The sequence below is a fragment of the Mesorhizobium sp. M7A.F.Ca.US.008.03.1.1 genome (assembly GCF_003997495.1).
Taxonomy (GTDB): domain Bacteria; phylum Pseudomonadota; class Alphaproteobacteria; order Rhizobiales; family Rhizobiaceae; genus Mesorhizobium.
This window is the reverse complement of sequence record NZ_RZRU01000024.1, coordinates 42,930-67,423: the sequence shown is the minus strand read 5'-3', so window position 1 is coordinate 67,423 and position 24,494 is coordinate 42,930. Positions and strand designations below refer to the sequence as shown.

Annotated in this window: 18 protein-coding genes and 6 pseudogenes; 6 read left to right on the top strand and 18 right to left on the bottom strand. The window is 59.5% G+C overall.

Features of this window, described 5'->3' with window-relative positions:
• The 3 genes and pseudogenes from EOA16_RS26575 to EOA16_RS26565 all read right to left on the bottom strand — a co-directional run.
• On the bottom strand, positions 1–1,127 hold a 1,127-nt coding region (locus EOA16_RS26575), incomplete at its 3' end, for a beta-ketoacyl-[acyl-carrier-protein] synthase family protein (RefSeq protein ID WP_164754397.1).
• A complete protein-coding gene (locus EOA16_RS26570; protein WP_029356603.1) occupies positions 1,128–1,409 on the bottom strand; it encodes an acyl carrier protein in 282 nt (93 codons plus the stop codon). It lies immediately after the preceding gene.
• Positions 1,410–2,627: 1,218 nt separating this feature from the next.
• A pseudogene (locus tag EOA16_RS26565) lies at positions 2,628–3,851 on the bottom strand (IS110 family transposase).
• Between the two features lie 701 nt (positions 3,852–4,552).
• Here EOA16_RS26565 and EOA16_RS26560 point away from each other — a divergent pair.
• The gene (locus EOA16_RS26560) at positions 4,553–5,470 is read left to right on the top strand and encodes a LysR family transcriptional regulator (RefSeq protein ID WP_063170390.1); all 918 of its coding nucleotides are present in this window, start codon (positions 4,553–4,555) and stop codon (positions 5,468–5,470) included.
• Positions 5,471–5,518: 48 nt separating this feature from the next.
• Here the strand turns inward: EOA16_RS26560 and EOA16_RS26555 are convergent, their stop codons facing one another.
• The 11 genes from EOA16_RS26555 to EOA16_RS26505 form a co-directional block, all read right to left on the bottom strand.
• Positions 5,519–6,322: a TIM barrel protein gene (locus EOA16_RS26555; protein WP_063169395.1), complete on the bottom strand. Its 804-nt coding sequence runs from the start codon at positions 6,320–6,322 to the stop codon at positions 5,519–5,521.
• Between the two features lie 164 nt (positions 6,323–6,486).
• The gene (locus tag EOA16_RS26550; RefSeq protein WP_051695606.1) at positions 6,487–7,548 is read right to left on the bottom strand and encodes a LacI family DNA-binding transcriptional regulator; all 1,062 of its coding nucleotides are present in this window, start codon (positions 7,546–7,548) and stop codon (positions 6,487–6,489) included.
• 275 nt (positions 7,549–7,823) lie between these two features.
• Entirely contained in the window at positions 7,824–9,107 is a 1,284-nt protein-coding gene (locus EOA16_RS26545; protein ID WP_210326678.1) for a dicarboxylate/amino acid:cation symporter, read from the bottom strand.
• A 392-nt stretch (positions 9,108–9,499) separates the two neighbouring features.
• Positions 9,500–10,261 carry a sulfotransferase domain-containing protein gene (locus tag EOA16_RS26540; protein WP_063169397.1) on the bottom strand — a complete coding sequence of 254 codons (762 nt, stop codon included), beginning with the start codon at positions 10,259–10,261 and terminating at the stop codon, positions 9,500–9,502.
• Between the two features lie 283 nt (positions 10,262–10,544).
• Positions 10,545–11,333, bottom strand: a complete 789-nt coding sequence (locus tag EOA16_RS26535; protein WP_063169398.1) for an ABC transporter permease — start codon at positions 11,331–11,333, stop codon at positions 10,545–10,547.
• 3 nt (positions 11,334–11,336) lie between these two features.
• Positions 11,337–12,251, bottom strand: coding sequence for a nodulation factor ABC transporter ATP-binding protein NodI (gene nodI, locus EOA16_RS26530; protein ID WP_024505873.1), 915 nt, complete (start codon positions 12,249–12,251; stop codon positions 11,337–11,339).
• A 261-nt stretch (positions 12,252–12,512) separates the two neighbouring features.
• Positions 12,513–13,838: a chitooligosaccharide synthase NodC gene (gene nodC, locus EOA16_RS26525; protein ID WP_063169399.1), complete on the bottom strand. Its 1,326-nt coding sequence runs from the start codon at positions 13,836–13,838 to the stop codon at positions 12,513–12,515.
• Positions 13,839–13,853: 15 nt separating this feature from the next.
• On the bottom strand, positions 13,854–14,513 hold the full coding sequence (nodB, locus tag EOA16_RS26520) for a chitooligosaccharide deacetylase NodB (RefSeq protein ID WP_063169400.1): 660 nt from the start codon (positions 14,511–14,513) through the stop codon (positions 13,854–13,856).
• Positions 14,510–15,100: a NodA family N-acyltransferase gene (locus EOA16_RS26515; RefSeq protein WP_063169401.1), complete on the bottom strand. Its 591-nt coding sequence runs from the start codon at positions 15,098–15,100 to the stop codon at positions 14,510–14,512. The genes nodB and EOA16_RS26515 overlap by 4 nt, the downstream gene beginning before the upstream one ends.
• Positions 15,101–15,953: 853 nt before the next feature.
• Positions 15,954–17,162: a beta-ketoacyl-[acyl-carrier-protein] synthase family protein gene (locus tag EOA16_RS26510; protein ID WP_127260807.1), complete on the bottom strand. Its 1,209-nt coding sequence runs from the start codon at positions 17,160–17,162 to the stop codon at positions 15,954–15,956.
• The gene (locus EOA16_RS26505) at positions 17,163–17,444 is read right to left on the bottom strand and encodes an acyl carrier protein (RefSeq protein WP_029356603.1); all 282 of its coding nucleotides are present in this window, start codon (positions 17,442–17,444) and stop codon (positions 17,163–17,165) included.
• Between the two features lie 1,758 nt (positions 17,445–19,202).
• On the opposite strand from EOA16_RS26505, the gene EOA16_RS26500 reads away from it, so the two are divergent.
• On the top strand, positions 19,203–19,619 hold the full coding sequence (locus tag EOA16_RS26500) for a hypothetical protein (protein ID WP_063169404.1): 417 nt from the start codon (positions 19,203–19,205) through the stop codon (positions 19,617–19,619).
• A gap of 238 nt (positions 19,620–19,857) precedes the next feature.
• Here EOA16_RS26500 and EOA16_RS33680 read toward each other — a convergent pair whose 3' ends face one another.
• The 3 genes and pseudogenes from EOA16_RS33680 to EOA16_RS26485 form a co-directional block, all read right to left on the bottom strand.
• The gene (locus tag EOA16_RS33680) at positions 19,858–20,349 is read right to left on the bottom strand and encodes a cytochrome c (protein WP_244514239.1); all 492 of its coding nucleotides are present in this window, start codon (positions 20,347–20,349) and stop codon (positions 19,858–19,860) included.
• 41 nt (positions 20,350–20,390) lie between these two features.
• A complete protein-coding gene (locus tag EOA16_RS33355; protein ID WP_127312611.1) occupies positions 20,391–20,624 on the bottom strand; it encodes a hypothetical protein in 234 nt (77 codons plus the stop codon).
• Between the two features lie 9 nt (positions 20,625–20,633).
• Positions 20,634–20,913, bottom strand: a pseudogene (locus tag EOA16_RS26485) (DUF411 domain-containing protein); the annotation flags it as partial.
• Positions 20,914–21,714: 801 nt separating this feature from the next.
• Here EOA16_RS26485 and EOA16_RS33350 point away from each other — a divergent pair.
• The 4 genes and pseudogenes from EOA16_RS33350 to EOA16_RS26465 all read left to right on the top strand — a co-directional run.
• A pseudogene (locus EOA16_RS33350) lies at positions 21,715–21,919 on the top strand (isopenicillin N synthase family oxygenase); the annotation flags it as partial.
• Positions 21,920–21,927: 8 nt separating this feature from the next.
• A pseudogene (locus EOA16_RS26475) lies at positions 21,928–22,197 on the top strand (pyridoxal-phosphate dependent enzyme); the annotation flags it as partial.
• Between the two features lie 278 nt (positions 22,198–22,475).
• Positions 22,476–22,639, top strand: a pseudogene (locus EOA16_RS26470) (thioredoxin domain-containing protein); the annotation flags it as partial.
• Positions 22,640–22,680: 41 nt separating this feature from the next.
• Entirely contained in the window at positions 22,681–24,135 is a 1,455-nt protein-coding gene (locus EOA16_RS26465) for a glutamate synthase subunit beta (protein ID WP_063169408.1), read from the top strand.
• A 69-nt stretch (positions 24,136–24,204) separates the two neighbouring features.
• Here EOA16_RS26465 and EOA16_RS33345 read toward each other — a convergent pair.
• Positions 24,205–24,399 (bottom strand): annotated as a pseudogene (locus EOA16_RS33345) (DUF459 domain-containing protein); the annotation flags it as partial.
• Positions 24,400–24,494 lie beyond the last annotated feature (95 nt).

The window sequence follows — 24,494 nt, the reverse complement described above, 5'->3', positions numbered from 1 at the left end:
CGCGGCACATTGGGTGTGATGTCGAGGTCGCAAGCGGGATCTGGCTCGCGATAGTTGGCGGTCGGCGGCACGACGTCCTCTTGGATTGCCATCACGCAGGCGATCATTTCAAGCGCGCTCGCTGCGCCGAGGCAATGCGCGTGCGTGGACTTGGTGGAAGAGATGGACATCGAATAAGCGTGGTTTCCAAACACACGCTTGATCGCCGCCGTTTCAGTCTGATCATTGCTCTTGGTACCGGTGCCGTGCGCGTTGAGATAGTCGACGTCCTCGGCATTCAGCCCGGCATCGGCAAGGCAGGCGCGCATCGCCGACGCTGGCCCCTCGACAGATGGCGCGGCAATGTGGAAGGCATCGGCGGAAAGGCCGACGCCGGCGATCTCGGCAAGAATTGTGGCACCACGCCTCGTGGCATGCTCGTAGCTTTCCAGCACGGCCATGCCCGCACCCTCGCCCAGCACCAGGCCCTTCCTATCGGCGGAGAAGGGCCGGCAGGTATCGGGTGAAAGCACGCGCATTGCTTCCCATGCTTTCAGCACGCCCCATGCGAAGGGTGCGTCGCTGCCCCCGGAAACCATTACGTCGGCCCGGCCCAGCTTGATCTGGTCCACCGCCGAGGCGATCGCATGGTTGGCCGAGGCACATGCGGAGGTCACCCCGAAGACCGGCCCGCGCAAGCCGAGGCTCAAGCTAAGATGGACGGAAGCGGCGCTGGGCATCACCTTTACTCCAGTGAAGAGTTCAGCACGGATTGCGCTACCCAAAAGCAGTGAGCGGTAAGTTTGTTCTGTTGCGTACGAACCGGTAAATCCGACGCCCACTGTCGCGCCGAAGCGATGGGCATTCCCCTCGTCGCAGGAAAGTCCGGCCTGCCGCATGGCTTCGCGCGCTGCAAGCACGGCGAGCAAGCTGAAGCGGTCCATGGAGATGAGATGCCCCCGGTTGATGTCGTGCTGGGGCAGCGCCTTGATCTCAGCGCCGGTCATGCCCTCCAGGTCATGAAGCTCGGAATTGGCGATCGGGCCGATGGCGGAGCGGCCTTCGCGCATCTCTTTCCACATAGAGGCGGCGTCGGTGCCCAGTCCGCACAGGCCGCCCACTCCGGTGATAACGACGCGCCTGTCCATTCAAGCCTCCTTCGCAAGCAAGCCGCGGACGGCTTCCACGACGTCGCCGACATTCTTGAGATTGGACCAGGCATCGGCCGTGTTCATGTCGATCTTGATGCCGTAGGCCTGCTCCACATCCCAGAGGACGTCCGCCAAACCCAGCGAATCGAACCCGAGCGCGTCCAGTTCCGTGGCGATTGTTATCTCGCCGACGAATGACGCAGGCATTCCCTCACCGCTCTCCGACTCGGCGCGTTTCTTGATCAGGGCAATGACGTCCGTTGCGAATTGATCGGCCATTCTGTTTCCTGTCTTTCTTTCCCGCGTTTCGACCTGGACGCGGCTCAGTTCCTGAGGCGCGCCGCGTCGCGAAAGCCATCACGCTTGGGCAACTGACAAAACCCAATGCTCATAAAGCCGGATCAGGTCCGGCCGGTGTGTGGCGTAGGTGCAGTATGACGATGTGAGCCGCTACACGTGCGCGTCTCCCGGTCTGTCCATAGGCTCGGAAGAAGTCGGACAGTTTGACATGGCCGGTCAGTTGCAACTCCCTTTCCCAGCACTCCACTGCCCGGTAGAGCGCATGAAAAATCTCCTTTCGGGCGGTTTCTTAAGACGCTCGCCACGCCATGAGGCAGTGGGGGCATCGGTGTCCATCAGGTGCTTCTGCCCATGCAGGATTCCAGAACATTGATGAAATCGTTTGTTTCGATGAAAGGCATCCACACTTTGGATGGTTGACCACGCTTTTCAAAGATCGTGAACTACATCTCCTCGTTGTGCTCGACGCACTCCGGACAAGTAACCTCATGGGCGCGGCATGCAGGATTAACCGAGCCCAGCCGGTCATGAGTGCGGCCGGCGCTCGGCTGCTCGATTTATTTGCGCGATAAGCTCGCGACCATGTCCGCGGAGGTATTCAAACTTAACGCTGCGTCCGGGAGCTCTTGCCCTCCAGTTTGCGACGCTCCCCCGCCCATCCAGTGATCGTTTATTTCGTCGGATAGTTTGACCCGGCTCTACCGAATCGCCGCTTCAGGATCATTCTTTCCGATTTCGTCACGCTCGTATTTCTGCCGCGTCCTACACCGATTGGGCGCGAACAAAACTGAGCGCCTTGGAACCCGAACCCGTGCGTCGTGACCGGGAGCATCCGGGGCGAACTCATCCGCTCGGGGGCATCGCATCACCGGACGGCGACAGGCACGGTCGACCGGCATCTCGGCATCGGCTGGGAATTCGTCCATGGTCTGCATTGGCGACGACGCTTCCTGAGGCCACGTAGCCCTTATGCCAAGCTGGGCGCCCGGGTCGAGCGCGTAATGACGACAATTGCTTCGCTGCAGGTCAAACGCTTTCCGGGCCACCTGCAAAGTCTTCACCCGGCCGTACAGCGCCCAAGACCACTGATGTGATCGACAAGAGCCTTTTTGATAAATCTGCGCTATTCTCCTGTCGCGCACGGACGACCGCGTGGCGAAGAGCAGGGTCCGAGATGAGAGCCCTGCCGCGCAGCTTCTATCGTCGCGCCTCGTTTGCGGCATCCGTGCCTACCCTCTTCGGACCTCGTGGGTTCCAACCGGCGACGAGGCGTGCATAGGCGCCCTCGGCCTGCTCCACCCAGCGGCGCTCTTCTTCCCGGTGGCTCTTTATGTTGTAGGCGTGCGCTCCCTTTTGGCCGCGCACAGCCTTGCTCCCGGCCTTGAGTTCCACATCGCGCAAGCTTCTTGGCATGCAGGGAGGGTCGAGCCCACGCGTAACTCTCGCCCTTCTCAACAGATGACAGATCACGACAGAGAGTTTGCGTGCGGTTGCCACGGCCGCGACATGCTGTCCGCGCCGGGCTCGCACGCCGCAGGGAGAAGGCTCGCAACGGTCCGGGAGCACGAGCGGCCGCCCAGGCCGCCTCGACGAGCATGCCGCGCGCATGACCACGGCCCTGCTTGGTGATCCGCCCATGGTAGGCCGGACCTGGCCGGACTGCTGGACGCTTGGGTTCAACCCGAGATAGGTCACGAGCTTCTGCGGATCGTCGAAGCGCGACACGTCGCCGATCGCCGCCCTTCATCGCCAGCGCGACGGTGATGTCGACGCCGGGAATGGTCATCAGCCGCTTCACGCCTTCATCCTCGAGAGCCGAGCGGACAAGATCGCGTTCGATGACCTGGAGGTCTTCGCCCAATCGGTCGAACTCGCGCAGATGCCCATCGATCGCGAGGCGCTCGTCCTGCGGTACGACCTGCTCGATTAACCAGGTCCGACCCTTGGCGCCGCACAGGTCAGCATGCGGGCAGGACGGATCAGGTGGCTATGAAGGATCGACTGGATGACGCTCTTCAATCGAGATCTCTGTCGGACAATCTGATTGCGCCGTGTCACCTGTCGACGCAGAGCCTGCGTCGGCTCGTCCGCAATCCAGACTTCTGGCAAGAAGCCGCTGGCATAGAGCTGCGCAAGAACGTCGGCGTCGATCGTCGTTTTGATCTTGGCATAGGCAACGATAAACACCTGTTTCGGCTTGGCGATCCCCACCTTCTTCACATGCGGCGCAACCACAGCTGCAGCGGACGTCGCGTTGCCGGTGGCCTCGATCACCCCGACATCGTTCGGCGACAGCTTCGCGGCGAACGCCGCCAGCAGATCGCGCCGCATGTCGACGCGGCCGAGTCGCCTGAGCCTGCCCTCCTCCCATGCCACTGCTTCGGCGAAGGCGCGGTGAATATCCAGTCCGATGATAAGCATGCCCGTTCCTCCTTCTTGGCTCGGTCAAAGACGGGAGCTGGCGGGCAACACGACATCTACTGATCCGCGCTCGCAGCGCATCCGGGAAAGTCGCGAGGGGCGGCCATGTAACGAGCTCGGGCTCTCAGCCCACGGTCTATTGACGGCCTGCCTGCACCTTTGTGCTCCCGGTGCCCCACGTCCCGGATGGGCTCACCATAAGGGCGTTCCAAAACAAGAACAGCAGGACGAGAAGGCACCACAGATCACATACCGGATAGCGGCAAGGCCAAGCGCTTCGTTCAGATAGGCTTGCGCCAATGGGCTTAGGCCGAGCCTACAACAGCTCTCAAAAACGCTGCCGGACTGCTGCATTGGCTCGCCGATACAATTGGCACAGGCCTCACGGCAGCTTAGGATCAAACCGCCCATCAGTCGCCTCGGACTGGAAAGGTGCACCCTATTAGGTTCCACGCCTAGCTAGGTCGGGGCCGCCGAAGACGCTGGTTGATAGACCGGCGCCATCGGCCCGGCGTTTCAAACTGCCAATCTCTGACCTGCACAGTACGAACGATTGCTCGCTTCGGCAGATCACGCGGCTCATATGTCGGACCTTAACGTCATCCATCATAAACTTTTTGCGACAAAAGATTGCAAGAATGCTAAATTGTTAAAGTCGTTTGTTTCGGTTAAAGGCATCCATCCCATGGATGGCTGATGACATGCGTTTCAAAGGACTTGATCTAAATCTCCTCGTTGTGCTCGACGCACTCCTGACGGAGCGTAATCTCTCGGCGGCGGCACGCAGGATTAACCTGAGTCAGCCCGCCATGAGTGCGGCCGTCGCCCGACTGCGCGATTATTTCCGCGATGAACTGTTTACGATAAGAGGTCGCGAAAGATTTCTAACCCCGCGTGCGGCAGCATTTGCCCCCGCAGTTCGCGACGCTCTCCAGCACATCCAGTGCTCGATTATTTCTTCGGATCCGTTTGACCCAGCTCGAGCCGATCGCCTCTTCAGGATCATTCTTTCCGATTTCGTCACGCTCGTGTTTTTCGAAAAGCTTGTGGAGCGTATTTCACGGGAAGCCCCCGCCGTCAGCTTCGAACTGCTGCCTGTCGACGATAGCCCCGATGAGCTTCTCCGGCGCGGTGACGTCGATTTTCTAATTCTACCGGATATGTTCACGTCGAGTGTGCATTCAAGCGTTGCGCTGTTTGACGAGAAGCTCGTGTGCGTAGGCTGTCCCACAAACAAGCAGCTGCCACAGCAGCTTACATTCGAGAGATACATGTCGATGAGGCACGTCGCGGTCAGGTTCGGGCGTACGATGAAGCCGTCTATCGAGGAATGGTTTTTGCTTGAGCATGGCCTTAAGAGACGTGTCGAGGTCGCCGTGCAGGGCTTCAGCATGATTCCACCTATGGTGTCCGGCACAGCTCGTATAGCGACCATGCCCTTACGGCTGGTCAGGCATTTCGAAAAAACGTTCCCCCTGCGGGTTATCGAACTTCCGCTGCCATTTCCCACATTCACCGAGACCCTCCAATGGCCGGCCCTCCACAATAGCGATCCGGCAAGCATCTGGATGCGGGAGATAATGATACAGGAGGCATCTCGGATGGCTGCCCCGCTGTGAACCCACGGAAAATTCAGGCGCACCTATAGTCACTACTCCTGTCACCATCTACTTTGACGACAATAGCCCTCGCCGGATAAAGTCGATGCTGGCGGCAAGTGCGCCTGCGAGATCGTCCAGAGAATGGACTTCCTCGACCAGCTCGAATGAGAAAGGTCCCGCGTAGCCGCCATCCAGCAGCGCCTGAATCTGGCTGCCATTGTCGGAACCTGCAAGAAAGCGATCGGGGTAAATCCAGAAGGTCGGGTCGTTTACGCTTGAAATGTGCACCAGGCCGGTAAGCTCGCAGAACAGGCATGTCTCCCCGGCCAGGGTGTGGTGGAACGTGTCGTGCACGAGGCGAAAGACGGACTGGCCATCAACCGCGGCAACGGCCTCGGCCGCTTCCTTCTTTGATCGAAGCGAGCAGGTTCGGAAACCCAGCGGCTCGATGAGACCGATCAGACCCCGCGACTGGAGGATTGGCTTGATCTCGTTTAGAGCGAAACGAAGATTGTCCTGGCGCTCGCTATTGGTGGGCCACGAGCTGCGGTTGGCCGGCACCAACACGAGCGTCTCCGCCCCGCACGCCGTCGCATAATCGGCGAGGTTGCTTGCCTCGGCCTGACGCGTTGGAGTCCAGTCGTTGAACCGCTGCAAGGCGTTGACAGAGATGATCGTGACGCCCGCTTCGGTAGCGGCCAACCGAACGTCCGCAGCCGGAATGCCGCGTGCGACAGGATTGCTGAAATGAGGGTAACGGATTTGGACGTCGGTCAGGCCTTGGTCACGGGCAAGCGCGAAAAGCGCACTGACGTCAAGGCGGGGCGCCGCCATGTGATCGAGTGCAAAGCGGGGCGATACCTGGCGCATTGCTTGACTTTCCTTCCATGAAGCGCGGCTGCCATTTCGGCATCCGGCTTCTTTCAAGACGGAACCACGCCGGTTCACAGATCGGACAGAGACGGCCGAGTCAATCGAGCTTTCCTTTCATCGGTGAAAGGAAAATGGGCGCTCATGATAGAAATCCATCAAGGTCAAATATTTTCCGGAAGATAAATGTCGAACGGCAGAAATGTCTGCCCCGGGCTCTCCGCGACGCCGGCTTTGATGGCCCGCTCCATTGCCATTATCAGCTCCTGGCAAAGTCGGCGCATTGGCGTGCCGACCGCCATCGTCAAGATGTCATCCGCAAGCGCCCCACGTGACTGCGGCGTCATTTCACTCACGATCGCGACGAGATCCTGACCGCTCCCCTCTTCTCGGAGCGCGGAAATTGCCCCCTCTATCCCCCCGCCGGCCATATAGAAGCCGACGAGCTCTGGTTCCCGCTGCATAAGATCCAGCAATTTTTCGTAAGTGAGCTGCCGTTCATCAAGGTTCACGAGCGCATCAAGCACCTCGAATTTTGGCGCGTTCTCACGAAAATACGCACGAAAGGCCGTTTCCCGCGTCGCATGCGCCTGGAAGCGATGGCTTCCGACAAACACCGCCACCTTGCCGGGCCGTTTTGCGGCCTTGGAAAACACCCAAGCGGCAGTCCGTCCGACCTTGCTGTTGTTGAGGCCGATGTAGCCCTCGCGCACGCCATCGGCGAAGTCGGATAGCAGCGAAAATACCGGGATACCTTTCGCCTTGAGCTCCTCGACTGATGCTGTGATTTTCGGGTGATCGGCCGCCACCATGGCGATCGCCTGGCAGCGGCTCCCAAGGTCCTTAAGAAGCGGGAGCAGGTCACGCGGCAAATGTGACTGCGCGAACTCGATGATCGGAAGGCCGTGGAAGGATTTAGCCATACTGACCGACTCTTCGATCTTGCGAGCGAAATCTTGGTAGAAATCGTGGGTAGGTTTTCTCAAGATGAAGCCCAGCTTGTAGTGCGGCAGGTGCTGCTGCAAGCGCTGTTTGATGAGACCGGCAGCATGATAGCCGATCGCGTGCGCGGCCGCATGGACCCGCTGGGCGGTCTCCTCTCGCACCGGAAGGCGGACGTTCAGAACCCGATCGACTGTTGCTACGCTGACTCCGGCTTCGCGGGCGAGATCGGCTATTGTGACGCGCTTTCCCCTAGCGATTCTGATCGGCCGGTCCTCCATCATCCGGTGCGCTCCCGCGACGGCTTGGGGCGGCAAGCTGAAATAGTTCCCCCACCCCGCGGATAGCGCATTCGACGAACAGCGCTCCATGCGCACCCAGATGAGTCTCCGTGAACCGTTCGTTTGCTTAGGGGCTTCATGGTGTTGTATTACTCACTGCGTTAGTACTCTATTTCCAGCGCTCTTTGGAGGCTGGCAATTCGACTGTTGTGTCAAGGCCGCTACTTACACGTCGCGCTGTTGCGATCTTGCTTGCGGGGAGCCAGTTTGATGTAACCCTAACCGCGGAAAGCGGTTTCCATCCGTGACTGGTCCAATTCGCCTTCCCAGCGAGCGACAACGAGCGATGCCACCGCATTACCGACTAAATTCGTCAGCGCGCGGCATTCCGACATGAAGCGGTCCACGCCAAGAATTAGAGCCATTCCGGCAACGGGAACACTCGGCACGACAGAGAGAGTAGCGGCCAATGTGATGAAGCCGGCGCCGGTGACGCCTGCCGCACCCTTCGAGGAAAGCATCGCAATTAGCAGCAGGAGGATCTGATCGGCAATTGACAAATCTGTGTTCGTCGCCTGGGCGATGAAGAGGGCGGCGATCGTCATGTAGATATTGGTACCGTCCAGATTGAATGAGTATCCAGTAGGGATGACGAGACTTACGACCGAACGGGCGGCGCCGGCCTTCTCCATCTTCTCCATTAGCGAGGGCAGCGCGGCCTCCGAGGAGGACGTTGCCAGGACAAGCAGCAGCTCGTCCTTGATGTAGCGGACGAGAGAAAAGATCGAGAAGCCGTTGTAGCGGCAGACCGCGCCGAGAACCCCGAACACGAAGAGGAAGGCGGTAAGATAGAACGTCGCGACCAGTATCGCGAGGTTGGCCACCGAACCGATTCCGTATTTGCCGATCGTAAAGGCCATTGCGCCGAAGGCGCCGATGGGTGCAGCCTTCATCAGAATGCCGACGAGCTTAAAAATGGGGGCGGTAAGCGCCTGGAGAAAGGTAACGACCGGCCTGCTCGTCTCTCCGGTCATCGCCAAAGCAATGCCGAACAGGACCGAGAAGAACAGGACTTGCAGGATGTCGCCTTCCGCGAAGGCACTGGCAATCGTTGACGGGATGATGTTCATCAGGAAGCTGGTCACGGACTGCTCGTGAGCCGTGGCCACATAGCCCTTAACGGCTTGGACATCGAGCGAGGCCGGATCGATGTTGAGGCCGGCGCCAGGTTGAACGATATTCGCGACAATCAGTCCGACAACGAGTGCAAGTGTCGAGAAGGTGAGGAAATAAACCATCGCCTTGGCGGCAACTCGGCCGACCTTCTGCAGATCGCTCATGCCGGCAATGCCGGTCGCAATTGTCAGGAAGATGACAGGTGCGATAATCATCTTGACGACTTTGATGAAGGCATCGCCGAGCGGCTTCAGGCTCTGGCCGGTTTCCGGATAGAGGTAGCCAATTGCGGCTCCCAGGACTATGGCGGCAAGCACCTGCACGTAGGTCCGGGCAAAATGGGGCTTGCGGGGCGCTGCGATCGCGCGGGGGACTCTTGGAACCAACACCGTTTCTCTCTCCCTGACCGGATCGGGGTGGGGGCTCCTCCTTCTCCCATGCTGCGCTCCGGTCGAGCGCTGCTGTCATCTCGGAGCAAGCGCCGTGCCAACTGGAGGCCTGTCCCGTCCAGCGAGATTGGTGCGGGTTGCGCACTGGAACCCTCCACCTTTGCCGGAATTTGCACTCAAGGCTCGCCAAAGATCGCGTCTGAAGAAGTGCTTCGCCAGAGAGGGAATTGACCAGGTCGCCTTGCGGCCGTGTCTTTGATGTCTGCCGCAGATCGACTGCCGGCCGATATCTCTGTCGTCTTGGTGACTTTGGTTTGTCAGTTTTGCGACGGAATGCGCGCAAACTGCAGGATATCCTACACGCCCATCAGAGCACGCGGTACAAGCGATTAAGCGTAGGAGCGCATTGAATCTCCGAGGTCAAAAAATCTTGAATAAGGTCCCCGTGCGAAGTGAATCCGCAACTCGTCAAAGTTCTCCACCGTTTGATCCAGCGGTCGCGTTTCCTGGCGCTGCAGGATGGCGTTATCTGATGGCTCAAGCGCTGGAACGCCCAGGAAATCCCAAACCGCTCCCAGGCATTGGGCAGGTTCGTGAAGTAGGCTCTCGTATTCCATTACAAGCAGGTTGGTCGACGTGAAGGAGTCCATAACGCGAGCGTGAAAATCGTCGGCGGCTTTGAAATAAGCCTCACAGTCGGCGATTGACAACCTGACGCTCGGTGGCCGAGCGGTATCGTTGTCCCAGCTGAACTTCAGCCAGTGACCGCTTTCCCTGGCCTGCACAAAGGATCGGAGCGATTCCAATACGTTTCGGCGAACAACAAGGATGACCTTGAGTGCTGGCCAACGAGCCAGTTCCGCAAAGAATGCGGGACGCTCGCGAAACTGAGGTTCATTGATCTTGCATCCAAGATGCGTCACATTCTTGTAGTCGCGCATAGGGCAGCGCACATAGGCAAGCTCAAGAAGCTCGCGATCCGTGCCTAGCAGGCGATCAGTGCTGGGCCAATTGGGATCATATTCGTTTAGCAACTCACCGTTACTCAAAACGGTCGGATGCTCGTTTAGCAATTCTTCTAAATAGTGTGTTCCGGTCCTTGGCATAGCAAGGATCACAAAAGGCTCAAGAGTTGCTTCGTTGTGGGTCATTGCATGTGTATCCAACTAAATAATGGCCGCGACGGTCTGTGGACGCGCACAAGAAGCTTGGCTGCTATCGATTGAACGCTCCGGGTGGGTCCGCGCCTCACCATCCAGCCTGTTCTTCGAGGTGTGGTCGCGAAGCTGGGCGGGTGCCTGCAGCGGCTGGGTGGCGCCCGGCTTCGGCGTTGTACCACTCGCGATTCCTAGCATACGCATGCCTCCGGGCCGCTGTGGGCAGTTTGCATCCGGCATTGCGGACCTCCTTCTGGTTAATGGGTGTAAGCAAGCGTCAACGCATTAGTCGTCGATGAAACAGTCCAGCCGACAGAAAAAAAGGCAATACAGCGAACATGCAAAGTGCGCCTATATGCAGCCCTACATTGTCGCCCAGGCGGCCGAGCATCACCGGACGGATTAGCTCGATAGAATTCGCCAGGGGCGAGAAGGCCGCAATCTGCTGAAACACTCCTGGCAATTGGCCGACTGGAAAAACCGCGCCCGAAAGGAACAGCATGGGTGTGATGACAAGCGTCTGATAGAAAATAAAATAGTGATAACTGGGCGCGAGCGCGATGACGAGCATGGCCAGGCTCGCAAAGGCGAATCCGGTGAGAGCGACGACCGGTAGCACGTAGAGAACCGACGTCCACGCGGCATAACCTAGCGCGGCCGCAACAATCGCAATTGTCGTACCGGCCAGAAAAGCCTTTGTGGCTGCCCAGGTCAATTCACCGAGAACGATGTCGCCGAGGGTAAGTTGTGTGTGCAGGATTGCTTCCCAAGTGCCCTGATCGCGCATTCGACCGAAAACCGCGTAAATTGTTTCGAAGGTTGATGCTGTCATCGCGCTCGTCGCAACCATGCCGGCTGCCAGAAAGGCGATGTAGGATGCACCTTCGATGCGGCCTACCAACAGTCCAAGGCCAGTGCCGAGCCCGAAAAGGTAAATCATCGGATCAGCAAGGGTGCCGAGCATTGAAGCAAATGCCACCTTCTTCCATGCCAGATGATTGCGGCGCCACACCGCCATCCAGTTCCAGGCGTTGGCGGGTAGAGCGGCCGCAAAACGTTCACCCATTGCTCACTTCTCCATCTCACGTCCGGTTAACCGCAAGAAAACGTCCTCCAGACTGGGTGGACGCTCTAGAATACGCAGACCCGCTCGACCGCGAAGCTGGATGCGCACATCCTCCGGCTCAGGCGCATAGCAAAAGAGCGTCTCGCCGCTTACCTCGACACGCTGAACGTACGGTCTGATCAGCGAAATCAGCTCCTGTGGATTACCGCCGAAGATCTCGATCACGTTGCACCCAATGTACTCGTCGATCAGCGCATGAGGACTGCCCTCGGCGATCTTGCGTCCCCGCTCGAGAACACACAGCCGATCACAAAGCCGCTCAGCCTCTTCCATGAAATGGGTGGTCAAAATGATCGTTTTTCCGCTCGCCAGCAGGAAACGAAGTCGCTCCCAGATCAGATGGCGGGCATGCGGGTCGAGGCCGGTCGTGGGCTCATCCATCACAAGCAACTGGGGGTCGTTGATCAGAGCACGTGCCAGCGTCAGGCGCCGCTTCATCCCGCCGGATAGCAGGCCGACACGTGAATCCGCCTTGCTCTCAAGGCGAGCGAACTCGAGCAGCCGTGGGATGACGGCGTTGATCTCTCTTGTACTCATGCCGAAGTAGCGCCCGAACACCAACAGGTTCTCACGTACCGTAAATTCCAGGTCGAGATTGTCGAACTGCGGGACCACGCCTATGCCCTTGCGGGCCAAGCGGCTGCGTGCCGGCACTGGTAGACCGAGGACTGTTATATCACCCGCGTCAGGCCGGGTCATACCGAGGAGCATACGCGCAATCGTGCTCTTGCCTGCGCCGTTAGGCCCCAGCAGACCGAAGCACTCTCCCGATGCAACGGTGAAGGACAGCCCGTCCACAACGAGCTTGTTTCCGAATAATTTGGTTACGCCGGTAAGGTCGATTGCTACATTGGACATGCGTCTATCTCAAGCGGAATGAGTCCGATTGGCCACCGGCAGCTTACTTGCGAATTCTGGTTCAGAGCAGGCCACCGCCTTGAGATGACACCTTTGGAAAGTCGCGGCCGGAGCGACGTGTGTATCGCTTCCGCCAAAGAATAACGTCAAGATGCCACGTGTCGCTTCCACATAGTCCCCGTTCTGACCATAGGTAACTCGACAAGCTTCACCCCGTGTCGACTGACACAACTTACTCGGTCACTCGGCGCTGCAAGGCCGTCAGACTTCACTAGCTGTGAGCGAAAGATCTGCAGTATGAAGTGACTCCGCAATTCCAGAATTGCCCGCAGCATTTGCTCCGCCAAGCGGCATCGCGCTTGTGATTTCCTTTGTGCTGCTGTTGGGCAGGGGAACACTTTTACGCGACAGCCAATCGCTATTGCTCAATGTACACAGGGCGTAAGCCTTCAAGGGGATCAACAGGAATATCCTGATTAACGCGTGCATTGAATAGCCGATGAATCGAAGCTGCCGAGTGCGGAAAGATAACACCGTAGATCTGATTATGGTCATCGTGACAATAGCCAGCACCGTCCACCAATTTACTGTATGTGAAAATAGTAACTCACCGAGCGCCGTTACTACCGCGATGCCGAGCAACAATGGGCCGAGATTCTCTCCCATCACATCCAAAGTTAGATAGCGATCCAGGCCACGCAGTAGACCTCGCGCAAGCATCGTGTCCCGGAAAGTGCTTCGTGCCCAGCGGAGTTGTTGGCGCAAATAAGGTCCCATCTTGTCCGGAACGACTGTCGCCGCGACGGCACCTGGAACGTACTCGGTTCGAAAGCCTGCTTTCAGCATGAGGATCGTAAGATGACGGTCTTCACCGAAGTCGCTTGGTTTCCCCCTGAACAGCTGCGTCTCGTATTGATCCAGCAGAGAAAGGAGACAAGACCGGCGGTACATTGCACATGGGCCGCAGCAGCACATGACCGCACCAAAGCGACCTTGCGCCGCGCGCTCCTCATTGCAAGCCAGCCAGTATTCCATATCGATCAATCGGGTCAACCAAGTGTCGCTGCGGTTGTATGCCGTCAGCTGGCCCATGGCCGCTCCGACCATGGAATCCCGCATTTTTACTGCAAGCTTCGTGATGACGTCGGACGCAAGTGTCGTGTCAGAGTCGACGCTGAGCACGAAATCTCCAGATGAGCGGCGGATGGCGGCGATCTGCGCCTTGCGTTTGCCAACATTTTCGCGGAGCAGAATGAAATTGAATCTCGGGTCGCCCTCGTAGGCGTGATGTACCGGGATGACGGCATTACGATTTCCAGAACCGTCGTCAACCAGATAGACCTGAAATGTTCCGGAGTAATCTTGATTTGCAATGGAAGCTAAACACGCCGCGAGTGTGCGCGGGTCCTCATTGTAGCAGGGGATAATGACATCCACGCTCGGCCAACGGTCGGATCCGAACAAGCTTTCCGACGGCGGCGTAACATTTTCCGGTTGGGAGTAGACCGCTTGCATGCCTCTGTAAACAGTCGAGAGCACCGCATAAGACGAAACGGCAACAGTACTGGCTGTGGTGAGAAGGTCCATAGGATCTCTGTTTGTTCAGGGATGTTGAGGAAGTGATCGGATTACAAATCCGCGGCCGTGCAATTCTGGAATTAGGCGTGACAACGCTGTCACCGTCTGGTCGCGCAGACTGGCTTGATTGCCTGGTTGCAATTCGTCGGGAGCGCACCCGTCGTGCAACAGCACGATTGCGCCCGGCCGGATATCGGCGAGCACTCTGTCGACGATGGCGTCAACGCCGGGGCGAGACCAGTCGCGTGGATCAATGGACCAATGGACGGGCGCCAATGCCTCACCCGCTAATGCAGCGATTACTTCTTCGGTCCAGATGCCATAGGGTGCACGAAAGTACCGAACCATGGCCTGCGGGCAAGCCATCCCTATGACTCTGTTTGCCTCAACTATCTGGCAGTCGACTTCGACGGACCCGCATTTAGCTAGGTCCGGATGAGTCATCGTGTGGTTGGCTATACCGTGGCCGTCTGTAATAATTCGGCGAACGAGTTCCGGCTCGTCGGCCGCGTAGGCCCCAACAACGAAGAAGGTCGCCGGCACCTGATGTTGCGCCAGCACATTGAGTATCTGCGGTGTGAAAAATGAATTGGGACCGTCGTCAAACGTCAGATAGACGCTGCGCTCTGCAATGCGATCGGCATTGTCACTCTGCCCTTCGCATATGTAGTCCAGAGGCTTCATAGTTCCGGACCGTTCCGGTCGATCAGGGTACCAGACGGCCACTCGTCCATCGAGCGTCCGATCGGCGAAACCAACACGAGTACGTCTTCCAGGCGCGTGGGCGGCAGGTCGGGATGCACATCTGGACGGGTCGACCGTACGCGAACGCCCGACACAATGTTCGCGAGGCCGGCTCTGCAGAATCTTTCGACATGGTTTCGCAGCGCGTGCCGAACCGTGCCGAAAGCGAATGGAACACCCAACTGATGGAGCACTGGGTACGCCACGCGCATCGAAAAACCGATTCCGAGCCCTTCAAGATCCGGACGAACCGCGTACAGGCCCAATTCAGCGACGATCAAGTCGACCTCGCCAACTTTGATGAAGCGCCGCAGCATGCCGATGTGAGCCGCTACCCCATGCGCGTCGTAGCCGATTGCGCGGAATTCCGGCCTCGCGCCGGCCCAACTGCGGCCGCCTTCGAATGGCTCCGCGTTGAAGGCGCCAGTCCGTCCATAGGTCTTTCGAAAAAAGTCGGAGAGTTCGACATGGTCGGCCAGTTGCAGCTCATTTTCCCAGCACAACTTCCACTCGACATTCGGACGCATGGAAGACCTCACCTTGTAGCTGTCTGGTTGAGATAAATGTCCAAGCATTGATTAAATAATTGGCGTCGCGCCAACGGGGCGTAACTTGTGGGGACCGCCGAAAGACCAAGCCGCAATGCAGATGCGACTGACTTTGTACGCCCCGCACACCAGATGATGCTCCTCAGATCCAACGCAACCATCGGAACTACCTATCTTTCCAACTTGAAGCGCTTCTATGGGACCTGCAGCAAAAACGGTAAAATCCTTTGTTTAGATGAAAGGTATCCACGCTTTGGATAACTGGGCGAATGCGTTCCATATGGCTGGTCAATTATCGTCGTCACGCTCGAGGCACTTCTGACGAAGCGCAAAGCTCACGCCCGCGGCACGCGCGGCCGTTGCCGGGCCGCGCGATTATCTCCGTAAGAGCCGAGTGGAGCTCAGACACGACGATTGATCAGAATCTGATTCGCGGGTTCAGTATCTCTTTCGTGTATCCAGCTCTGGGCTGTCCTTTGGCGGGAGTTAGGTTCGCCCAGGTTCTGAGCCTGGGGCGTTGGCCCGTTCGCCGCGCAGGCTCCTTCGCACATCGTCGAGGCCGAGAAAGAGGGGCCACACAGCTCCCCCTGTACTTTCCACCACCCGACACCAGCGCTCACCCAGGGCGCCGGCCTTGCTCACCTCAACGGATAGCGCACTCGCGCCGCTTCACGATTAAAAGAATTCTACAAGCAAGATGCCTGTTTGATCGAGAGACGTCCGCTGCCAATTCCCGCATCGCAGAGGCAGCCAATAGCGCTCGCTTTACATAGTGGTCCGGCAAGCAGCTAGATACGACAGGTGACCTCAAATGAGGCGTCTTGCATGGCTTCTACACCTGCCTGAATGCCAGAACTGCGTTCGTACCGCCCATGGCGAAGGCGTTGCTCATGGCGACGCGCACCTTGCGCTCCCGCGGCACATTGGGTGTGATGTCGAGGTCGCAAGCGGGATCTGGCTCGCGATAGTTGGCGGTCGGCGGCACGACGTCCTCTTGGATTGCCATCACGCAGGCGATCATTTCAAGCGCGCTCGCTGCGCCGAGGCAATGCGCGTGCGTGGACTTGGTGGAAGAGATGGACATCGAATAAGCGTGGTTTCCAAACACACGCTTGATCGCCGCCGTTTCAGTCTGATCATTGCTCTTGGTACCGGTGCCGTGCGCGTTGAGGTAGTCGACGTCCTCGGCATTCAGCCCGGCATCGGCAAGGCAGGCGCGCATCGCCGACGCTGGCCCCTCGACAGATGGCGCGGCAATGTGGAAGGCATCGGCGGAAAGGCCGACGCCGGCGATCTCGGCAAGAATTGTGGCACCACGCCTCGTGGCATGCTCGTAGCTTTCCAGCACGGCCATGCCCGCACCCTCGCCCAGCACCAGGCCCTTCCTATCGGCGGAGAAGGGCCGGCAGGTATCGGGTGAAAGCACGCGCATTGCTTCCCATGCTTTCAGCACGCCCCATGCGAAGGGTGCGTCGCTGCCCCCGGAAACCATTACGTCGGCCCGGCCCAGCTTGATCTGGTCCACCGCCGAGGCGATCGCATGGTTGGCCGAGGCACATGCGGAGGTCGCCCCGAAGACCGGCCCGCGCAAGCCGAGGCTCAAGCTAAGATGGACGGAAGCGGCGCTGGGCATCACCTTTACTCCAGTGAAGAGTTCAGCACGGATTGCGCTACCCAAAAGCAGTGAGCGGTAAGTTTGTTCTGTTGCGTACGAACCGGTAAATCCGACGCCCACTGTCGCGCCGAAGCGATGGGCATTCCCCTCGTCGCAGGAAAGTCCGGCCTGCCGCATGGCTTCGCGCGCTGCAAGCACGGCGAGCAAGCTGAAGCGGTCCATGGAGATGAGATGCCCCCGGTTGATGTCGTGCTGGGGCAGCGCCTTGATCTCAGCGCCGGTCATGCCCTCCAGGTCATGAAGCTCGGAATTGGCGATCGGGCCGATGGCGGAGCGGCCTTCGCGCATCTCTTTCCACATAGAGGCGGCGTCGGTGCCCAGTCCGCACAGGCCGCCCACTCCGGTGATAACGACGCGCCTGTCCATTCAAGCCTCCTTCGCAAGCAAGCCGCGGACGGCTTCCACGACGTCGCCGACATTCTTGAGATTGGACCAGGCATCGGCCGTGTTCATGTCGATCTTGATGCCGTAGGCCTGCTCCACATCCCAGAGGACGTCCGCCAAACCCAGCGAATCGAACCCGAGCGCGTCCAGTTCCGTGGCGATTGTTATCTCGCCGACGAATGACGCAGGCATTCCCTCACCGCTCTCCGACTCGGCGCGTTTCTTGATCAGGGCAATGACGTCCGTTGCGAATTGATCGGCCATTCTGTTTCCTGTCTTTCTTTCCCGCGTTTCGACCTGGACGCGGCTCAGTTCCTGAGGCGCGCCGCGTCGCGAAAGCCATCACGCTTGGGCAACTGACAAAACCCAATGCTCATAAAGCCGGATCAGGTCCGGCCGGTGTGTGGCGTAGGTGCAGTATGACGATGTGAGCCGCTACACGTGCGCGTCTCCCGGTCTGTCCATAGGCTCGGAAGAAGTCGGACAGTTTGACATGGCCGGTCAGTTGCAACTCCCTTTCCCAGCACTCCACTGCCCGGTAGAGCGCATGAAAAATCTCCTTTCGGGCGGTTTCTTAAGACGCTCGCCACGCCATGAGGCAGTGGGGGCATCGGTGTCCATCAGGTGCTTCTGCCCATGCAGGATTCCAGAACATTGATGAAATCGTTTGTTTCGATGAAAGGCATCCACACTTTGGATGGTTGACCACGCTTTTCAAAGATCGTGAACTACATCTCCTCGTTGTGCTCGACGCACTCCGGACAAGTAACCTCATGGGCGCGGCATGCAGGATTAACCGAGCCCAGCCGGTCATGAGTGCGGCCTTGCCGGGTCGGGCGATAGGCAGTCATGCCCTGCCCTTCCTGCGGGTCAAGCACTCCGAAAAAACATTTCCCCCATAAATGCTAGATCTTCCGTTGCCTTTTCGCGTCACAGGCCGTCAAACGCCCGGCCGTTCACAACAGTGATCCGGCAAGTGTTTGGCTGCGCGAGACGATGCTGCAGGGAGTCGTCCTGCATGGCACTTCGCTATGATGCTGCGGTGCCGTCTAACGGCGCCTCGTGCTTGAACGCACTGAACGGCCACCGCGATCAAAATCGATGGTTCGAGGACCGTTGATCATCCCCCCGCCAGCCTCGATCTTGTTTGCCGCCACGAGAGCGACACAGAGACTGCTGGTGAAGATGCCCGCCTGCCCGCTATGTTCCGGATGGTTGACCATCCCGGATGGACCCATCGAGGGTGTCAAGGCGAGCATGAGCACAGGCGCGAACAGTTCACGGGCAGGCGCGACGGTGGCCGCAAAGCAACGTCGCGCCAGCATGCGATCTCAGCAGGATCGGCACCATCCTGTCAGGGAGCAATGCGAGTGGCTGGCTTAGCCGCTGCGACGCTGCCCGGCATCGCGTTCAATTGATCTGGCGCCTTAAATGCAGGAAGGCTTCGCGGCCGGTACGAGGCGCATCCCTCCTCCGAAGCAGCACGCCCAAGTATCATCACAAGCCCCGAGCGCCCGCGTTCGGCGATGTCCAATTTCCGACAATGTCGGAATACAGTCAGATCTGCTGGATTGACTTTAAATGGTTTTCTCATTTGGCACAGCGCATGCTGGTTATCCGGAAACACGTGACCGACCAACAAGAAGTCGCATGACACAACCGAAGCCATCCATGTCTGACGGGCTGCCCAGGATACCTACTGCGACCGCGCTTGCCCGGTGACGACCGCTCCGGCTCCGCCCGTTACCGACGAGGCAAAGTGACGGATTTCCTGCGTTTCAACGACATGGAGGTGGTTGTCATTCCCGCTGGGGGACAGACTCGGCCTGTTCAAGGCATTGCGCGAAGGCGGCAAGATGACGGCCACCCGTGCGCGAACTCAAGGAGCGCAGCCTGTATCGTGTATCAGGCAAATAGGCCGTCGGTCAGTGACCTTGACACAGGGGACATGCGCAAGGTCCTGAAGTTTGATGCAGCGATAGAAGGGTGCCAATGACAACAATAGCTTACAGGAACGGAACCATGGCTGGCGACGGCCGAGCCTTGGGTTTTGACTCAGTATCCGTCGGTGAGAAAACGAAGGTGTTTCGCTTATGCGACGGCACACTCATCGGCGTTTCCTCTTCGTCCTTGGGTATTCCAAAGGCCGTTCGAGACTGGGTTGAGAAGGGCATGGATGTTTCTGATATTCCTGTGCCGCGCAACGACGACAATTTTGAATTTGAGGCGCTGATAGTGCGCAAAAATGGGGAAGCCGTATTGTTGGACGGCAATTGGCTGCCAAGTGATCCCGTGAAAGGTGAATATTATGCCATCGGGAGCGGCAAGCAGTATGCTTTGGCCGCGCTGGTTTTGGGCAAGTCAGCTAAGGAAAGCGTCGAAGTTGCCGCGAAACTCGACGTTTGGACTGGTGGCACAGTCACTGCCATAACTCACTAAACCCGCCTTTCGGCGGGAGTGTGACAGTGCGAGCGTGGAAGTAGGGCGCCACCCCGGGGCACGTCGAGCCCTGTCATGTGAGCTGGTCCATAAGCGCGCGAAAGCGTCCAGTTGTGGCCAAAAGCACGATTTGCGACAGAACCGGCCCGCTTCTATGAGTATGGGCCGCTTTTTGCGGCCAGCGTGCTTGCCATCCTGCCGCCAGTGGCCGTCGCCTTCTTCTTCCAAGGTTACCTCGTCATGAAGTAGAGCACCACGATCTTGTCGGAGAGATCGGAAGGCGGACGGCCCTTCCGTCCGCGTCGGCCAGTTCGAAAGGCGGCGCGGCCTGCTCGTCGATCGCCTGGAAGAACCTCTCCGCGCTGTCCCTCATCTTGTCGAGATCGGCGCCCGGATGGTGGGCCAGCGCGGAGGTCCCGAGGATCAGCGCCAGAAATTGAATCGCAAGCGACGGTTTCGCTTTCATGGACAATGCATTCCGGTTGGGGGCGTTCGAGGGCTCCGCGGCTAGGATTGGTCTCACTGTGTCTGCTCCCGCTCCCGGCGGCTCATCTGCCTGATAGGCGCGTTCCCGCTCGGGCCATGTGCTTTTGATGAAGGCCAGAACGGCCCGGATCTCCTCGTCGGTGAGGACATTCCCGAAGCCCGGCATGTCGCTCTGGTAGCCGCCGCCGACGACCGCGGCCGGTCCCGGCGCCGGCATGCGTCCCGAAGGCAGCGGGCTTTCCAATCGCGCTGACCTTCGCCTGGCTAAAACCGTCTTGCCTAGCGCTATCGCCGCGGCCGGGGCGCGGCCATCCGGTTGGCGAGCCAAGGCAATGTCCAGACCAATCCGAGGCCTGCCGCGGCCACGCATCGATAAGAGGACCGACGCCCTTCTCCTTTGCCGCCGCTGGAGAACAGGTATTTGATCAGCGCGGCCGTCCCGAGGACGAGCACGACGACGACAAGCAGCCACACCAGGCCCGTGCCGAACATCATCATGCCGCTCATGCATTCCATCATCGAAGCCTCCTATTCCGTGGCGTAGATGCCGCCGGTCGCGTCAGACTTTCGGATTTCGAGAATCTCGAAGGGCGCTTCCTTCGTGCCACTCATGCCGGGGGAGCCCATCGGCATGCCGGGCAGCGTCATGCCCTTTGATGTCGGGCCGCTCGGTCAAGAGCTTGTTGACCGTGCCGACCGGCACATGGCCGCTCACCACATAGCCGTCGATGAACGAGAGAAGGCAGCCATCGGCTTCCGGCGGAATGCCCTCTTCGCGGCTCATGGCGAAAAGGTCGTGAGTCGGCCTTGACGGTGATTCCTGGAAGGCCGATTCCAAGGCGAGCTGGCTTGAAGGCCGCGGTCCGGATGGTCGACTAGGCAGCTTGGTTCCACGATCGCAATGCTTGATCGCTTCATTGCAGGCCATGGGCTCTCGCCCCCTCCTTTTGCCACACGAGGCGCCAGCTCACGTGTTGTTGTTGGCGTGCGCCCCGGCAACCGCTTTCACCAGCCGCTCCAGCGATCCCGCGCGCTCCAGCTCCGCAAAGAATGATGCGGCGTGACGCTACCCAGCCGGTGCTTCTCGGCCTTCCAATTAAACTGTCTCGACGAAAGAGCCGTCTCCGTTGCTCCGGTCTCGGTGTTGAGTTCTCTAAGGCTGCGCCACACCTTGGTCCCCACGCCGGCAAATGATCTCACTATGCAGCCCGTGCTCGCACGCTCTCAAACTAATTACCGCTGCTGCAACACGCCGCCTGGCGGCCTGCACCGAAAAGCCGACAGGGGTGCATCTGAATAGCCGTGAACCCAGGTCTCAAAGACCATCCGGCGCGACGAGCGGACGCACCGCACGTGTGACACCCGCCTTGTGGGGCAGGGTTGCCTTTCTCAATCCCGGCGTTGGTCGGCGTCCCAATGAGCAGCAAGCTATTATCGGCCGCCGAATCTTAGTGGCTTCGTCGAGAGCCTCAATCAACCAAGCGGCGAAAGCCCCGCTAGAGTCTCCGCCCGCCTGTCGCTATGAAGCAGTTGCAGCCAGCGCTGCTTCAGGCGCATGAACTCGCCCGATGCAATGATTTCCGTCGCCCTGGGTCTTTCGAAGGGCACTGTTTCTATTCCCTTCTTCTTCGGCGCGCGGCTTGATGCCGACATACGGTTTCTTGACCTGCCGCCTGAACTGGCTGCCGAAGCGGGTGCCCCGCCAGCGACCCCGACAATCCCCTGTTCCGCAACTGCTGAAGAGCCGACTGCGCTCGCATCCCGATATTGCGCAACGGCACTATGCCGACATTCTGGAGACCGCAGCCGCATGAGCCTCGAGATGTTCCGCCGACCGTCGACAAAGGCGTCCTCTCGCCTGCGTCCGCCATTTGTCAGTGCTCGATCTGATTGGGGAGACGCCGGTCGTCGAACTGAAGAGATTCGATACCGGCAGGTGTCGTCGCTTCGTCAAGATCGAAAGCCAGAATCCCGGCGGATCGATCAAGGATCGCATTGCGTTGTCGATGATCGTTAATGCCGAACAGCGTGGCACGCGCGGGGCGGTACAATCATCGAAGCGACCGCTGGCAACACAGGGCTCGGCCTGGCCATCTGGCGGCACGAAGCGCGTGATCGCGTGTCCAAAAGCTGACAGCGTCAGACAAATGTCAGGTTCATTACAACCAACATCTGGGCACTGACGAGGTTTTTCGAAGCAATGGGCGCTAACTGCGCGCTGAGCGCGTTGGCATGGCTTTTGAGACTGAGTGACTGTGACTGCACTCAATGGGGCAAGACGAGCGATGCGCTCCTCCCTGAACCCGTGTGCCGTCTCTGAGAGGAAACCAGCTCGTGCAGAAACCTTTGGAAATAGCTTTGGACCGCAACGTGGTATTGCAGATGGAGTCCCCGGCTCCTTCGATTAGAGTCGAGAACTGGCTGCATGGCGAGCCCCTCACGAGCTTTGAGCCCGGCAAGTGTACATAGTCGAATTTTGGGCAACTTGGTGCGGCCCATGTGTGGACGGGATGCCCCATCTGATCCAGCTGCAGGGCGTCGCCAGGCGCACCATCTGGACAGCAGGAACTGGACTATGGGCAAGGTAACAGGCTTTCTCGAAATCGACCGGCAGGTGCACAAGTACCAGCCGGCCTCCGACCGCATCCGGCATTTCCGCGAATTCACGCTGCCGATGTCCGACAAAGAGGTCGAGAAACAGGCCGCGCGCTGCATGGATTGCGGCATTCCGTTCTGCCATGGGCCGACGGGCTGCCCGATCCACAACCAGATCCCGGACTGGAACGACCTCGTCTACAATGGCGACTGGGACAATGCGATCCGCAACCTGCATTCGACCAACAATTTCCCGGAGTTCACCGGCCGCATCTGCCCCGCACCTTGCGAGGAAGCCTGCACGCTGAACCTCGAGGACATCCCCGTCGCCATCAAGACGGTCGAGCAGGCGATCGCCGACAAGGCTTACGAGACCGGCCATATCAGGCCCTATCCGCCGGAGAAGAAGACCGGCAAGCGCGTCGCCGTCATCGGCTCCGGCCCGGCCGGCATGTCGGCTGCCCAGCAGCTCGGCCGCGCCGGCCACGACGTCCATGTCTATGAGCGCGAGAGCCGGCCCGGCGGGTTGATGCGTTACGGCATTCCCGACTTCAAGATCGAGAAGCACTATATCGACCGGCGCATCGAGCAGATGCAGGGCGAGGGCGTCACCTTCCATTGCGGCGTCAATGTCGGCGTCGACAAGCCGGTTGCCGAGCTGCTCGCCGAACATGACGCCGTGCTTTATTGCGGCGGTTCCGAAACGCCGCGCGCGGCCGGCATTCCCGGCGACGATCTCGGCGGCGTGCATGACGCGATGCCCTATCTGGTGCAGCAGAACAGGCGTGTCGGCGGCGAACCGATCCAGTCGGTGGCGTGGCCGTCGCATCCGATCCTCGCCGGCGGCCAGCATGTCGTCGTCGTCGGCGGCGGCGACACTGCCTCCGACTGCGTCGGCACCGCCTTCCGCCAGGGCGCGGTGCGCGTCACCCAGCTCGACATCCGGCCGCAGCCGCCGGAAAAGGAAGACAAGCTGTCGGTCTGGCCATACTGGGCGACCAAGATGCGCACGTCATCCTCGCAGGCCGAAGGCGCCGAGCGCGAATTCCAGGTGGCGACGCTTGAATTCATCGGCGAAAACGGCCAGCTGACCGGGGTCAAATGCTGCGAAGTCGACGAAAAGCGCAAGCCGATCGCCGGCACCGAATTCGTCATCCGCGCCGATCTCGCGTTCATCGCCATCGGCTTTGCCGGGCCAGCCGCTCGCGGGCCGGTGTCGGAACTGGCCGGCCAGATGAAGATCGCCATTGACAGCCGCCGCTCGAAGAATGTCGAGGCCAATGACCGGGACTACAGGACCAGCGTCGAAAAGCTCTATGCGGCGGGCGACGTGCGGCGCGGCCAGTCGCTGGTCGTCTGGGCGATCCGCGAGGGCCGCCAGGCGGCGCGCGCCATCGATGAGGCGCTGATGGGATCGAGCGTGCTGCCGCGCTGAGTCCGTCTCGAGACCCTACTTGTGCGGCCACCTGAAGGCGCTTTCCGCCCTTCCGCTGCCCCGGGCAGCTTACGGACTGATCGCCGTGGTCGTTTCGGTTGTGGCCCCGGCCGCAGGCTGCCGCCTTGGCGGCCAAGAAAAATCGTCGGCGCGGCCGGGCGCAGCAGCGGGCGCCTTGCCCTCGACGACGAATTTTTCACCGGGCCCGTCCGGCTTGGCCGGCGCTGCGGCACCGAGAAGTTCCGAACCGCCGTCGAGTGCCGGTGATTGCGAGTCGGCGTCGGTAGCCGGGTCGGCGGCCTCAGTCTTTTCCTTCGAGGGTGGACTACGTTACTGGCCAGTACCGGCAACGCATCGAA